At 73.6% G+C, this 12804-nt stretch carries 13 protein-coding genes and 1 tRNA gene; 6 read left to right on the top strand and 8 right to left on the bottom strand.

The features are described 5' to 3' along the window. The first annotated feature begins 121 nt into the window (after positions 1 to 121). Both rfaE2 and MICAU_RS02365 read left to right on the top strand, forming a co-directional pair. On the top strand, positions 122 to 1960 hold the full coding sequence (gene rfaE2, locus MICAU_RS02370) for a D-glycero-beta-D-manno-heptose 1-phosphate adenylyltransferase (RefSeq protein ID WP_013283678.1): 1839 nt from the start codon (positions 122 to 124) through the stop codon (positions 1958 to 1960). Next, complete coding sequence (locus tag MICAU_RS02365) at positions 1957 to 2829, top strand: glycosyltransferase family 2 protein (protein WP_013283677.1); 873 nt, start codon at positions 1957 to 1959, stop codon at positions 2827 to 2829. Before rfaE2 ends, MICAU_RS02365 begins: the two co-directional genes overlap by 4 nt. On the opposite strand, the gene MICAU_RS02360 is transcribed toward MICAU_RS02365, so the two are convergent. From MICAU_RS02360 to MICAU_RS02350, 3 genes are read right to left on the bottom strand one after another with little or no spacing between them, the layout of a single operon-like run. After that, positions 2804 to 3961 (bottom strand): glycosyltransferase family 9 protein, encoded by a 1158-nt coding sequence (locus tag MICAU_RS02360; protein WP_013283676.1) that lies wholly within the window; start codon positions 3959 to 3961, stop codon positions 2804 to 2806. The genes MICAU_RS02365 and MICAU_RS02360 overlap by 26 nt on opposite strands. Positions 3962 to 3968: 7 nt before the next feature. Continuing rightward, the gene (locus tag MICAU_RS02355) at positions 3969 to 4505 is read right to left on the bottom strand and encodes an Hsp20/alpha crystallin family protein (RefSeq protein ID WP_013283675.1); all 537 of its coding nucleotides are present in this window, start codon (positions 4503 to 4505) and stop codon (positions 3969 to 3971) included. Next, positions 4502 to 5008, bottom strand: coding sequence for a DUF2231 domain-containing protein (locus MICAU_RS02350; protein WP_013473600.1), 507 nt, complete (start codon positions 5006 to 5008; stop codon positions 4502 to 4504). The genes MICAU_RS02355 and MICAU_RS02350 overlap by 4 nt, the downstream gene beginning before the upstream one ends. A 167-nt stretch (positions 5009 to 5175) precedes the next feature. Here MICAU_RS02350 and MICAU_RS02345 point away from each other — a divergent pair, with 167 nt between their 5' ends. Further along, positions 5176 to 5796, top strand: coding sequence for a pyridoxamine 5'-phosphate oxidase family protein (locus MICAU_RS02345; RefSeq protein WP_013283673.1), 621 nt, complete (start codon positions 5176 to 5178; stop codon positions 5794 to 5796). A 39-nt stretch (positions 5797 to 5835) separates the two neighbouring features. On the opposite strand, the gene MICAU_RS02340 is transcribed toward MICAU_RS02345, so the two are convergent. Beyond that, positions 5836 to 6420 carry a DUF3592 domain-containing protein gene (locus tag MICAU_RS02340; protein WP_013283672.1) on the bottom strand — a complete coding sequence of 195 codons (585 nt, stop codon included), beginning with the start codon at positions 6418 to 6420 and terminating at the stop codon, positions 5836 to 5838. A gap of 42 nt (positions 6421 to 6462) precedes the next feature. Then, positions 6463 to 8637 carry an acyltransferase family protein gene (locus MICAU_RS02335; RefSeq protein ID WP_013283671.1) on the bottom strand — a complete coding sequence of 725 codons (2175 nt, stop codon included), beginning with the start codon at positions 8635 to 8637 and terminating at the stop codon, positions 6463 to 6465. Positions 8638 to 8766: 129 nt separating this feature from the next. Between MICAU_RS02335 and MICAU_RS02330 the strand changes: the two genes are divergently transcribed. Then, on the top strand, positions 8767 to 9594 hold the full coding sequence (locus MICAU_RS02330; protein ID WP_013283670.1) for a TrmH family RNA methyltransferase: 828 nt from the start codon (positions 8767 to 8769) through the stop codon (positions 9592 to 9594). Positions 9595 to 9647: 53 nt separating this feature from the next. Here MICAU_RS02330 and MICAU_RS02325 read toward each other — a convergent pair whose 3' ends face one another. Both MICAU_RS02325 and MICAU_RS02320 read right to left on the bottom strand, forming a co-directional pair. Beyond that, positions 9648 to 10070, bottom strand: coding sequence for an Atu4866 domain-containing protein (locus MICAU_RS02325; RefSeq protein ID WP_013283669.1), 423 nt, complete (start codon positions 10068 to 10070; stop codon positions 9648 to 9650). A gap of 2 nt (positions 10071 to 10072) precedes the next feature. Next, a complete protein-coding gene (locus MICAU_RS02320) occupies positions 10073 to 10795 on the bottom strand; it encodes an SDR family oxidoreductase (RefSeq protein WP_013283668.1) in 723 nt (240 codons plus the stop codon). A 96-nt stretch (positions 10796 to 10891) separates the two neighbouring features. On the opposite strand from MICAU_RS02320, the gene MICAU_RS02315 reads away from it, so the two are divergent. Together MICAU_RS02315 and MICAU_RS02310 are read left to right on the top strand one after the other, a co-directional pair. Then, a complete protein-coding gene (locus MICAU_RS02315) occupies positions 10892 to 11752 on the top strand; it encodes a helix-turn-helix transcriptional regulator (protein ID WP_041799166.1) in 861 nt (286 codons plus the stop codon). Positions 11753 to 11834: 82 nt separating this feature from the next. Further along, the gene (locus MICAU_RS02310) at positions 11835 to 12488 is read left to right on the top strand and encodes a hypothetical protein (protein ID WP_013283666.1); all 654 of its coding nucleotides are present in this window, start codon (positions 11835 to 11837) and stop codon (positions 12486 to 12488) included. Between the two features lie 136 nt (positions 12489 to 12624). Here MICAU_RS02310 and MICAU_RS02305 read toward each other — a convergent pair. Further along, a tRNA-Thr gene (locus MICAU_RS02305) sits at positions 12625 to 12698 on the bottom strand. Positions 12699 to 12804: the final 106 nt, after the last annotated feature.

Below are 12804 nucleotides of genomic sequence, written 5' to 3'. Positions count from 1 at the left end.
TCTCTCCTCTCCGGGGTACGTCTGAGACGGTTCCCCCGCCCGATGCCGCGAAACCGGACGCATCGGGTGGCCCGCGTCGCACCAAGGTTTGGCCCGACGGCCCGGGGGGATCCGCAGAGGCATGGCAGGAGCAGCAGCGGAAGAGCGCCGGCTGGCCACCGTCGTGGCGAGCTGGCAGCAGCGTCCCGTGCTGGTCGTCGGGGACGCCATGCTGGACGAGTGGCGGTTCGCCGAGTCGGAGCGGCTCTGCCGCGAGGCGCCCGCGCCGGTCCTCACCCTGCGGCGGCGGATCTCCGCTGCGGGGGGCGCCGCCAACACGGCGGTGAACGTGGCGGCGCTCGGCGGCCGGGCCGCGCTGGTCGCCCCGGTCGGGGCCGACGTGGCCGGCGACGAGTTGCACGACTGCCTGGACCGGGCGGCGGTCTGGGACCGCACGGTGAGCCAGCCCGGCCGGCCCACCCCGGTCAAGCGGCGGATGCTCGCCGGCAACCAGATCCTGCTCCGCGAGGACTCCGGCGGTCCGGAGGACGGGCTGGACGCCGACGGCGTGGCCCGCCTGCTGACCGCGCTGCACTGCGCCACCGAGGAACTGCGGGCGGTGGCCGCCGGGCAGCCGCTCACGCTTGTGGTCTGCGACTACGGCCTGGGCGCGCTGCCGTCGGCGGTACGCGCCTGGCTGATCGCCAACCGCGACCGGTACGGCACCGTGGCGCTCGACGCGCACGACCTGGCCGACTGGCGCGGGCTGAACCCGACAGTGGTGACGCCGAGCTTCGCCGAGGCGACCCGGCTGCTGGCCCGCGCCGCCGCCGGGTTCGCGCACGCCGAGCGGGGCGCCGTCCCCAGCGGTGACGTGCACCTGAACCACCCGGCGGAGGCCGACGGCCCGTCCGAGCTGATGGTGGGCGCCGCGCCCGGCGGGTCCGGTGAGCGCGTACCCGGCAGCCCGCACCCGACCTCCGGTACGCCCGCAGCCGAGGTCCCCGCCGGCCCGACCGGCGAACCGGTGCCGGGCGAGGAGCGGGTGGCGCTGACCGGCGACGGGCTGAGCGTCACCGGGACCGGCGTGACTGTGAGCGCGGCGGCCGGCGCCGGCGTGGACCGTGCCGTGCTGGCCGAGTCACGCCTGCCCGAGCTGCGCGAGCACACCGGCGCCGACGTGGTGGCGGTGACCCTGGACACCGAGGGCGCGGTGGTCGGCGGCGCCGAGGGCGAGCCCCGGCGCAGCCACAGCACCCCGGTTCCGGCCAGTCACGCGGTGGGTGCCGGGGACGCGTACCTGGCGGCCATGACGCTGGCGCTCGCCGCCGACGCGGGCCTGCCCACCGCCGCCCAGCTCGCCCAGCTCGCCGCCACCATCACTGTGGCCGACACCGGCACCTGCGTGTGCCGCCGGCAGGACCTGCTGGCCGCGCTCGGCACCGGCGCGGACGAGGGCGGGCATCCGGCGCTGGTCGGCGCCGACGAGCTGGCCGCCCTGGTGGACGAGCACCGGCAGGCCGGGCGGTCGGTGGTGTTCACGAACGGCTGCTTCGACGTGCTGCACCCGGGGCACGTCCGCTACCTGACCCAGGCCCGCGCGCTCGGCGACCTGCTCATCGTGGCGGTCAACTCGGACGGCAGCGTACGGCGACTCAAGGGCCCGGATCGGCCCGTCAACCCGGTCGAGGACCGGATCGCCCTGCTGGCGGCGCTGGCCTGCGTCGACCACGTGGTGGTCTTCGAGGAGGACTCGCCGGCCCGGCTGATCGAGGCGGTCCGGCCCGACGTCTACGTCAAGGGCGGCGACTACCCGCCGGAGATGGTGCCGGAGGCGCCGCTGGTACGGCGGCTGGGCGGGCAGGTGCGCACGCTCGGGTACGTGCCGGACCGCTCCACCTCGGCGATCATCGACCGGATCCGCGCCCACCCGGTCGGCGACACGGTCGGCGACACCGTCGGCGAGGGCAGGCCGGCGTGACCCGTCCGCTCGACCCGGGCACGCCCGGACGGTTCCGGCACCACCGGCGGCTCGACGTGCTGATCCCCACCCGCAACCGGCCCGCCGAACTGGCGGTCACGCTGTCCGGGCTGGCCGCCCAGGAGGGCGTACCCGGGTTCGGGGTGGTGGTCAGCGACCAGTCCGACGGCGATCCCGCGTACGCCCACCCGGCCGCCGCCACGATGGTGCGGGCGCTGCGGCACCGGGGGCATCCGGTGCTGCTGACCCGGCGGCTGCCCCGGCGCGGCCTGGCCGAGCACCGGTCGTACCTGCTGGCCCAGTCGGCGGCCGACGCGGTGCTCTGCCTCGACGACGACGTGTGGCTGGAGCCGGGCGCGCTGTCCCGCCTGGTCACCGCGCTCGACGAGTTGGGCTGCGGGTTCGTCGGCAACGCGGTGCACGGCCTCTCCTACGCCGACGACGTCCGCCCGGAGACGCACCAGCACTACGAGGAGTGGACCGGGCCGCCGGTGCCGGAACGCATCCAGCCCGGCACGCCGGAGTGGCACCGGGCGTCCATCCACCCGGCGGCGAACCTGCTGCACGTCACCGAGAAGCTCGACCTGGCGGCGGACGAGTGGCGGGCGTACAAGATCTCCTGGATCGGCGGGTGCGTGCTCTACGACCGGGCCAAGCTCGTCGAGGCCGGCGGCTTCGACTTCTGGGAGCGGCTGCCCGAGCGGCACCAGGGCGAGGACGTCGCCGCGCAGCTCGCGGTGCTGGAGCGCCACGGCGGCGCCGGGGTGCTGCCCAGCGGGGCCTATCACCTGGAGTCGCCGACCACAGTCACCGAACGCGACGTGGAGGCGTGGGAGGTCGTGCTCAGCGAGTCGCCCGCGGAGGTGTGAGCAGCTCGCGGGCCGCCTCGACCACCTCGGCGACTGGTACGTCGGCCACGAACGACACCCGGTGCGGGCACTCGCCGTCGCCCGGCCGGTGCGGGTAGATCCCGGGTGTGCAGTCGACGCCGCAGACCGGGCAGTGGGTGGTCCAGGCGGCGATCGGGCGGTGCCGCCCGCGCAGCGGCGACGCCCCGTTGATCAGGTTGCCGACCCAGAAGACACCCACTGTCGGTGCTCCCACGGCGGCGGCCAGGTGCAGCGGGCCGGTGTCGTTGGAGACCACCAGCGCGCAGTCCGCGTACGCGGCGGCCAGCGCGCCCAGGCTGAGCGTGCCGACCTGGGGACGCACCGGCACCCCGGCCGCCGCCACCACCGCGTCGACCGTCTCCTGCTCGGCCGGGGTGCCGGTGACCAGCACCTCGTACCCGTCTCCGGTCAGCTCGCGGGCGACCTCGGCGAAGCGTTCCGGCGGCCAGCGCCGCCGCGTGTCGGTGGCGCCCGGGTGCAGCGCGACCCGCGGCCGGGTGGGTTCGCCGAGCACGGCGGCGGCCTCCGCCCGGTCGGCGGCGGTGACCGCGAGCGACGGGGTGATCGTGGTGGCGGGCGCGCCGACCAGGGCGGCCACCTCCAGGTAGCGGATCACCTCGTGCTGGTAGTAGACGTAGCGCAGCCACCGGTCCAGCGGCGGCGCGCCCTCGGCCCGCAGACCGGCGGTGACCCGGGCGCCCAGCCCGGCCACGAACGGGTTCGAGTTGCCGCCGCCGCCGTGCACCTGCAACGCCAGGTCGAACCGTTCGGCGCGGGCGGCGGCCAGGAACGCCGGGACGTCACCCGGCGACTCGCCGGGCCCCGGGTCGCGGATGCCGGGCGCCGCCGGCACCACCAGCACCCGGTCCACCGGGCCGGGCCGGTCGCGCCAGAGCGCCGCGTGCCACGGCGCGCCGAGCAGCACGATCTCGGCCGACGGGTACGCGGACCGCAGCGCGTCCAGCGCGGGCAGCACGAAGATGAAGTCACCGAGCGCGTTGGCGCGCAGCACGGCGATCCGTTCGACGTCAGGGACGCGCTCGCCCACCGGCCCGAGCGCCGACGGCTCCAGGTCGCGGCGCGGCGAGCGGGAGTCAGGCGGGCTGGTCACGCGGCCCCTACGGCCTGTCGATCTCGTCGAGCGCGGTGTCCGGGTGGTGCAGCTCCCGGTCCGCGGCCGGGTCGGCGGGCATCGGCGTACGGTCGGCGCCCGGTCGCGGGCCGGTCCGGCCGACGGTGATGGTGCGCGGCGCGGGCCGGGTCGCCCGGGGCAGGCGGATCCGGAGCAGGCCGTGGTCCATCACCGCGTCGATCCGGTCCGGGTCCACGCGGGACGGCAGGTCCACGCGGTACTCGAAGCCCCGGGTGGTGAACCCGCCCGGGATGCCGTGGTCGGCGTTCACCTCGGCCTCCGACCGGGCGCGTACGCACAGCTCCCGGTCGTCCAGCTCGACGGCGACCTCCTCCGGCGCCACGCCGGGAAGCCGGACGACTACCTCCCAGCCGTCGGCCGTCTCGGCCAGATCCACGTCCTGGCTGCCGGAGCGTCCGCCGACCAGCCGGCTCAGCTCGGACCGCAGCGACTGGAGTTCGCCCATCGGATCCCAGCCCTGCTGGCGACCACGCCAGCCCCGTCCGCTGCCCTGTTCCGTCATCGCGCGTCTCCGATCCGCTGTGTCGCCGAGGAGGGGCGCAGCGAGCTGGGCGCGTTGAGATCGTGCTCCGGGTCGACGCCGACACCGAGCCGGTCCACCAGTTCGCCGCCGAGCCACGCGCTCACGCCGAGGATCGCCAGGGCGACCACCTCGATGGCGACGAGCGCGCCCCCGGCCGCCCGGGAGTCGGCGTTGAGCCGGACCGCCCAGACCGCGGCGAACAGCAGGATGACCGCCACGTTGGCGGCGGCGTGGGTGACACCGACCCGCTTGGCGCGGGTGCCGGCCGGCAGGGCGAGCAGGTCGAACGCCCCCGCCGCCGCGGCCAGCAGGCCGCCGATCAGACCGACGGTGATGTTCCAGTACGCGACCTCGGCCAGGAAGCCGGGCCCGCCCACGGTGTCCACCACGTCGAAGATCACCGCGGTCACGAAGAGCGCCACCGGGAACATCACGAGCATCGGATGCACGGGATGGCCGAGCACCTTGAGTCGGCTCTCCATCTCGGCCTCCATCCGTCGCGTCCGGACGCACGCTGCGAACCGGTCCCTACCCGCCGGCTCCGGGGGCAAACCCGGCACTCGACGCGCTCTCCTAGGCTGACAGTGGCGGATCACGGCCCGTCGCGGGCCGGAACCGTCGTCGAGGTCAACGGACGGGGGAGGAAGACGTGACGACCCGGGAGATCACCAGCGAGGCCGAACTACGCGAGCTGATCGGCACACCGATGCCGCGAGCGGCCGCCAAGGACCGCCGTACGCTGCACGAACGCGACCGGGAGTGGCTCGCCGCCTCGCCGTTCTGCCTGATCGCCACCGCCGGCGCGGACGGCACCTGCGACGTCTCCCCCAAGGGTGACCCGCCCGGTTTCGCGCTGGTGCTCGACGACACCACGATCGCGATCCCGGAGCGGCCCGGCAACCGGCGGGCCGACGGCTACCGCAACGTCCTGGCCAACCCGCACGTCGGGTTGATCTTCCTGATCCCCGGCCGCACCGACACGCTGCGGATCAACGGCCGGGCCCGGCTGATCTCCGACGCGCCGTGGTTCGCCGACATGGAGGTGAAGGGCCACCGGCCGGTGCTCGCCGTCGAGGTCGCGATCGAGCAGATCTTCTACCACTGCGCGAAGGCGTTCCTGCGCTCCGAGCTGTGGCAGCCGGAGACCTGGCAACCGGACGTGCTGCCGACGCGGGCCCGGCTGATCAAGGAGGTGGAGGCCCCGGCGGAGAGCCTGGCCGACCTGGAACGCCACTACGGCCCGGCCTACCTGGAGACGCTCTACCGCTGACCCCGTCGCCGGCGGCCGGCACCGAGCGTTGCGCTTGCGTCAACGCCCGGCGTTGCGCTTGCGTTTGCCCCGGCCGGTGTAGCCGCGACCGTCTCCGACCGGCGTCGGCGCCATCCGGCGCGGCCGGTCGCGGCGCGCCGCGTCGTGGCCCGGCCGGCCGGCGCGGTCGCCTGGTCGGGCGGCGCGCCGGATGCGGGACAGCGTCAGCACCACCCCGGCGCCCAGGGCGAACAGCCCGACCACGCCGAGTACGCCCTGCACCCGCCCGCGATGCCCGCTGAGCTGCCCGAAGTCGGTGACGAAGTCGTTCGGGTCCGCCGGGTTGACCCAGATCGGCACCTCGGTGCCCGCGGCCCGGCACACCTCGAAGCAGGGCACCTCCTGCGAGTGCGTCCGGCCGTCGACCGCGTAACTGAAGTACATGGTGCGCGACGAGGAACTCCGGTTGCCACCGCTCTCCGTCACCTGGTCGACCACCGTCGCCTGTGCGGGCGTACCCCGCTCGCGCAGCGTCACCCCCCAGTCGTCGAGCGCCATCTGGGTGTGGAACGGCAGCCAGAGCAGGGCGCCACCGGCGACCGCCAGCAGCACGTACGCGAGGCTGAGCCAGAGCGGCCGACGCATGATCACGCCGCCATCGTGGCCGGGCGCCGCAACCCCGGCGACCTACCCGGCCGGGGTGAAGCGCGCGGGCACGCCGACGTCGGACAGGGCACGGGCGAGGTGCGGCGCGGTCGTCTTCACGTACGCCGCGCCGATGTGCGAGCCACCCCGGTAGATGAGCACGTTGCCGAACACCACAGGGCACCTGTCGGTCGGGCAGACGGCGTCGAACAGGTCGATCATCTTGACCTTCGGCGCGCCCGCGACCGCCTGCCGCTGCATCCGGTAGGCCGGGTCCTGGTCGTGCTTCTCCCTGTCGAACGCGCAGGCGGACAGGCGCTTGCGGTTCTTGTCGGCGCACGCCACCGCCGCGCCCGGATGCGGGTTGTTGGCGAGGACGACGACCTTGGTCCCCACCGAGTCGAGCTTCTTCCACGAGGCCCGTACGCCGGACACCATCGCCGCGACGGTGGCGCGCTCACCCCCGCTGTCCAGGGCCGTCGACGCCGACTGCGAGGTGACCACGTAGTCGGGGCGCTCCTGCACCAGGCGGTCCAGCAGCGCACGGTTCCACTCGATGCAGTCGGTGTACGGCTTGCCGGACCCGTCGCCCTTGAGCACCTGGGCGCTGGTGAAGGCGCACCCCGCCTTCGCCATGATCAGCAGCTTCCAGTCGTTCTGGGCGGCGAGCACCTGGAACGCGGGCAGCCACTGGTCCATCTTCGAGTCGCCGACGAGCGCGACGGTGGTGGACCCGTTCGGAACGCCGTACGTGCAGGACAGCACCTCGGCGCCCTCGACCTGCTGGAAACACTTGTCCCGGTTGGTGTCCGGCACGTCCATGAAGCCCTGCCGGATCTGCAGCGGGTCCGGCGTGATCGCGTCGAACCGCTCCGGGACCGGGCCGATCGGCGCCGTGCCGGGCGCTGTCGACAGCAGCGCCGCGCCCGGGGCGTACCGGCCCTTGGTCGTGGTCGCGGCGGCGGCCCACGCGCCCATCAGCACCAGGACCAGACCGGCGCAGATGCCGGCGAGCGTGAAGTTGCCGCCCAGGCTCAACGCCAGACGCGGCGACGTGGAGATCTTCCGCGAGTACCGCAGCGGGTTCTCGACCAGCCGGAAGGTGAGCCAGGCCGGGATCACCGAGGCGAGCGCCACCACCAGGCCCTCGGTCACCGACAGGTCACCGAAGTGCGCGGCGGCCACCACGAGCATCGGCCAGTGCCACAGGTACAGCGAGTACGACAGGTCACCGATCCACTGGAACGGACGCATGCCGAGCACCAGCACCGGCCCTCGGGAGCCGGCCGCGGCACCGGCCGCGATCACCGCCGCCGCGCCGAGCGTGGGCAGCGCCGCCGCGTACCCCGGCCATGCGGTCTTCCCGCTGACCAGCAGCGCCGCCGCCACGATCGCGGCGAGGCCGAGCCACCCGAGGACGACAGCCACCGACCGGGGCATCCGCGCGGCGCGGACCGCCAGCAGCGCGACCGCCGCGCCGACCGCGAGCTCCCACAGCCGCGTGGTGGAGACGAAGAACGCGCGCTCGGGCGAGTTCGCCGTCTCGACGATCGACCAGACGAACGACGGCACCGCCAGCACCGCGAGACCGACCCACAGGACCGGCCGTACGTTCGCCCGCCGGAGCCTGCGCGCGGCGAGGATGGCCAGCACGATCAGCAGCGGCCAGAGGAGGTAGAACTGCTCCTCCACGGCGAGCGACCAGAAGTGCTGGACCGGCGACGGCGCGACGTCCTCGGCCAGGTAGTCGACCGCGCGGTCGGCGAACCGCCAGTTGACGACGTAGGTCGCCGCGGCGGCGATGTCGCCGCCGATGACCTGCCACTCACCCCGGGGTACGAACAGCCGGACCGCGACGGCGGTGGCCGCCAGCACCACAGTGGCCGCGGGCAGGATCCGCTTGGCCCGGCGCGCGTAGAAACCGGTGAGCGAGACCCGTCCGCTGCGCTCGATCTCCGAGATGAGCTGCCCGGTGATGAGGAAGCCGGAGATCACGAAGAAGACGTCGACGCCGACGAAGCCACCGGGGATGAACGGCAACCCGGCGTGGTAGAGCAGCACCAGCCCCACGGCGACAGCCCGGAGCCCGGCGACGTCTGCCCGGAACCGGCTCGGCGTCGCCTCCCTGCCCGGCTCGCGTCCGGTCGCCGTGCCGGCCGGTTCCTCGGCGGGCGAACCTTCCCGATCGGCAACTTTCGTCAACGGCGGGGAAGTCATCGCGATCCTCAAACTCTGCGGGCTGGGGGCGAGGGAACGATAGCGGCTGGTCACTCGGCGGGACAATCGCGCCGCGTCACCACCTCACCGGCGCGTGACCTCGAACCCGGATGCGGTTGAATCGGCTGCGTGGCGAAGACCCTGACGATCACCACCCGCAACGCGAGCTTCCAGCAGTGGCAGGCGCTGCTGACCAACCGCACCAAGCGGCAGCGTTCCGGGGAGTTCCTGGTCCAGGGGGTGCGCCCGATCACGGTGGCCCTGGAACAGGGCTGGGAGATCCGTGCCCTCCTCCACCCGGACCGGCAGCCCCTGTCCCGCTGGTGCCGCGACCTGCTCGACCGCTCCGACGCCAGGCGGGTGGCCCTCGCGCCGGAGCTGATGCGTGAATTGAGCGGCAAGGAGGAGGAGTCACCCGAACTGCTCGCAGTCGTGGCGCAGCCCGCTGACGACCTGGCCCGCATCCCGGTCGGGCCGGCCATGCTCGTGGTGGTCTTCGACCGCCCCAAGACCCCGGGCAACATCGGCACGCTGATCCGCTCCGCTGACGCCTTCGGCGCCTCCGGCGTGATCATCACGGGCCACGCCGCCGACCCGTACGACCCGAAGGCGGTCCGGGCCACCACCGGGTCGCTGTTCGCCCTACCCGTGGTGCGCGTCCCCAGTCACCGCGACGTCCTGGACTGGGTCGCCGCGGTGCGCGCGGACGGACTTCCGCAGGTCCAGATCATCGGTACGGACGAGCACGGGGACGTGGACGTCGCCGAGCACGACCTGACCGGCCCCACTCTCCTGCTCATCGGCAACGAGACGCACGGGCTCAGCAAGGGCTGGCAGGAGGCCAGCGACCGGATGGTGCGCATCCCGATCGTGGGGGCGGCGAGTTCCCTGAACGCGGCGGCGGCCGGGACCGTGGCGCTGTACGAGGCGGCCCGGCAGCGGGCCGAGCGCCGGTAGCGGTTGCGCCGCCACCGGACGCCCGACGCTCCCCTGTCCGTCGGCGTTCTCCCCTACCCGGACGGGCGGGTGGACGCCCGCCCCGCGACCGCCTGCCGGTGGGCCGCACTGCCCTCCCGATAGAACAGGTAGCCGCCGTGGTGCAGGACGTCGCCGTCGAACCGGCCGTCGGCGGTGAACCCGCTGTCGTCCCAGTAGTCGATGTGCTCGCCGGTCACCTCGTACCGGCCGGTGTAGGCGCTCGCCCGGTCGCCACGCGCCTCGTCGTACCGGCCGTCGGGCAACAACTCCTGCCGGATGTGGCCGTCGGCGGTGACCCACATCCCGACGTACGGATGAAGGGCCTCGCAGACCGAGGGCCGCGCCGGCGTCGCGGACGGGGCGGCCTGCGGTACGGGCGGTGTCTCCGTGCCGCAGGCGGTGAGCGCCGCCGTCAGGAGGACGGTGGCGGCCTTGCGGTGGCTGGTGCCGGACATGTTCAGCCTCGCTGCCGGGTCGGACGGATGATGATCTCGTTGACGTCGACGTCCGCCGGCTGGCCGACGGCGTACGAGATGGCTCGCGCCACGGCGTCCGGTGAGATCGCGTTCCGCCGGTACTTCCGCATCGCCTCCCGAGCCACCGGGTCGGTGATCGACTCGGCCAGCTCCGACTCGACAACGCCGGGCGTGATCGTGGTGACCCGCAGGCTCGGGTCGGCCTCCAGTCGCAGACCCTCGGTGATCGCCCACGCCGCGAACTTCGTCGCCGAGTACACCGCGGAGGTCGGCACCACCTCGTGCGCGCCGACGGAGGCGACGGTGATCAGGTGGCCACTGCCCTGCCGCTGGAAGACCGGCAGGACGGCCGCGATGCCGTGCAGCAGACCCCGGACGTTGACATCGATCATCCGATCCCACTCGTCCACCAGCAGGGCGTCGAGCCGGGACAACGGCATCAGACCCGCGTTGTTGACGAGCACGTCGACCCGCCCGAACTCAGCCACCGCACTGTCGACGAACGCCACCACGTCGTCACGGCCGGTCACGTCGAGCCGCCGTACCCTGATGTTGTCGTGCCGTGCGGCGAGCGCGGCGAGCCGCTCGCGGCGCCGCGCGCCCGCGACCACAGCGTGCCCCTCGGCGGCCAGGCGCAGTGCGGTCGCCTCGCCGATGCCGCTGCTCGCGCCGGTGACCAGAACGACCTTCTGTGTGGATTCCATGAGTCCACGGTGCGGAGTACGGCCGGTCGCAACCAGGGTGCGTCACACCCCGGCTGAGCCTCCTGGCGGCCGACCGCCCGCGGTTATGTTGAAGTGGTGGACGGCAGCAATCCGCTCGGCGAGTTCCTGCGCGCCCGGCGTGAGGCGACCAGCCCGGCGGAGGCCGGCATCGTCTCCTCGGGCCGGCGCCGGACGCCAGGTCTGCGGCGCGAGGAGGTCGCCCAGCTGTCCGGGGTCAGCGCCGACTACTACGCCCGCCTGGAGCAGGGGCGGGAACAGCACCCGTCGGAACAGATGCTGAACGCCCTGGCCCGCACCCTCGGACTCGACGCCGAGGAGGCGGCGCACCTGCACCTGCTGGCCAGGAGCGGCCGCAAGCCCGCCCGCAGGGGTACGCGGGAGACCGTCCGGCCGAGCCTGCTGCGCCTGATGGACGGCTGGCTGCACACACCCGCGCTGATCGTCGACCGCAGGATGGACGTGCTGGCCGCCAACCGGCTCGGACGCGCCCTGTTCGCCAAGCTGTTCGAGGCCGACGAGCCCAACCTCGTCCGGTTCGTCTTCCTCGACTCGGCGGCCCGTTCCTTCTATCCCCACTGGGACCGGGTCGCGCAGTCCAGCCTGGGCGCGCTGCGGGCCGCCGCAGCCGACATGCTCGACGACGCGCGGCTCACCGAACTGGTCGGGGAACTCTCGCTGAAGAGTCCGGAGTTCCGCCGGCTGTGGGCCCGCCACGACGTACGGGGAAAGACGCACGAGGCGAAGCTGTTCCACCATCACGACGTCGGCGAGCTGACCCTCACGTACGACTCCTTGACCGTCGCCGGGGCGACGGGCCAGCAGCTGGTCGTCTACCAGGCCGAGCCCGGCAGCCGGCCGGCGCAGGCGCTGGCGCTGCTGGGCACGGTGGCCGCCGACCTGCCCGCTCCGGGCAGAAGAACTCGGGCGGCCTCGTAACGGCGTCTACAGCCGACACGCTAGCGATGATCCCGACTGTTCTCCTGATGGGATTTCCCAGCGACGCTAGGACGATCATCCGATGCGACAGGAGCATCCGCAGCGCGTACCCGACCGCACCGACCCGCCCGGTGTCGAGGGCAGGTGGGCGGTCGCCCGCTGGCGGCGCGCCCTTGCGGTTCTCGCGCCGCTGGTCGCAGCGGTGCTCGGCGCCGCGATGGCCACGCAGTGGGAGGTCGGCGGCGGCCGAGCCGTCAGCTCTCTCCCCGCTCCGGCGCGATGGATGGCCGAGAACCTGCCGTTGTTCGACGGTGGGGAGCCGGCCTGGATCTGGCGTGGTCCCTTCTTCGTGTCGGTGCTGCTGACGCTGCCGCTCGTCTGGACGGTGACGGGCCACGCCACCGCGACGCCTCGGCGCCTCACGAGGTACGGGCTCCTCGCCGCGGCCATCGCGATCGGCCTGGAATACAACAGCCCCGGATACGGGTGGATGTTCGACCTCGTGGCCCTGCTGACGGCGCTGGCGGGCACCGTCTGGTGCGGGCTGCAGGGGCTGCGTCGCGGTGTGTTGCCACGCCGCGTCGCGTGGGCGCTCATCGCGGCACTGCCGTTGACGCCACCGTCCGGCTTCCTCACGTTCTGGTACCTGCCGCCTGGCCTGACCATGGGCGTACTGCTGGCCTGGGCGGCTGCCGCCGGCTGGCCCCGCCGGCCTGGTGTCCGGACGACGGCGTGAAAGGGGCTTGCCGGCTGGCCCGGCCGGTCGAAGCAGCCGCGGCGCGGACGATTTACGGACCGGCACCCATCGGCGGAGGGGCGATCGCCCTCGGGAAACGGCGAAGCCCAGGTCGATGACCTGGGCTTCTGTACCGAGCCGCCTGACGGAATCGAACCGTCGACCTACGCATTACGAGTGCGTCGCTCTAGCCGACTGAGCTAAGGCGGCAACGACCGCCAAGTGTACGGCACGCCCGACCGGAAGCCGAACCGGATCCCCCGACTCCGAAGCCGGACACCCGACCACATCCGCCCCGGTACGGGAGAGACTTCGC

The sequence above is a fragment of the Micromonospora aurantiaca ATCC 27029 genome (genome assembly GCF_000145235.1).
In the GTDB taxonomy this organism is placed as follows: domain Bacteria; phylum Actinomycetota; class Actinomycetes; order Mycobacteriales; family Micromonosporaceae; genus Micromonospora; species Micromonospora aurantiaca.
Note: the sequence above shows the minus strand (reverse complement) of the source record. Positions and strands in the feature narration are given on the sequence as shown.

What these genes read in the sequence shown, in the direction of transcription:
- rfaE2 (WP_013283678.1), top strand. Translation starts at nt 122, where the DNA reads ATGGCAGGAGCAGCAGCGGAAGAGCGCCGGCTGGCCACCGTCGTGGCG.
- MICAU_RS02350 (WP_013473600.1), bottom strand. Translation starts at nt 5,008, where the DNA reads ATGGAGAGCCGACTCAAGGTGCTCGGCCATCCCGTGCATCCGATGCTC.
- MICAU_RS02325 (WP_013283669.1), bottom strand. Translation starts at nt 10,070, where the DNA reads ATGTCCGGCACCAGCCACCGCAAGGCCGCCACCGTCCTCCTGACGGCG.
- MICAU_RS02310 (WP_013283666.1), top strand. Translation starts at nt 11,835, where the DNA reads ATGCGACAGGAGCATCCGCAGCGCGTACCCGACCGCACCGACCCGCCC.
- MICAU_RS02340 (WP_013283672.1), bottom strand. Translation starts at nt 6,420, where the DNA reads ATGCGTCGGCCGCTCTGGCTCAGCCTCGCGTACGTGCTGCTGGCGGTC.
- MICAU_RS02355 (WP_013283675.1), bottom strand. Translation starts at nt 4,505, where the DNA reads ATGACGGAACAGGGCAGCGGACGGGGCTGGCGTGGTCGCCAGCAGGGC.
- MICAU_RS02320 (WP_013283668.1), bottom strand. Translation starts at nt 10,795, where the DNA reads ATGGAATCCACACAGAAGGTCGTTCTGGTCACCGGCGCGAGCAGCGGC.
- MICAU_RS02335 (WP_013283671.1), bottom strand. Translation starts at nt 8,637, where the DNA reads ATGACTTCCCCGCCGTTGACGAAAGTTGCCGATCGGGAAGGTTCGCCC.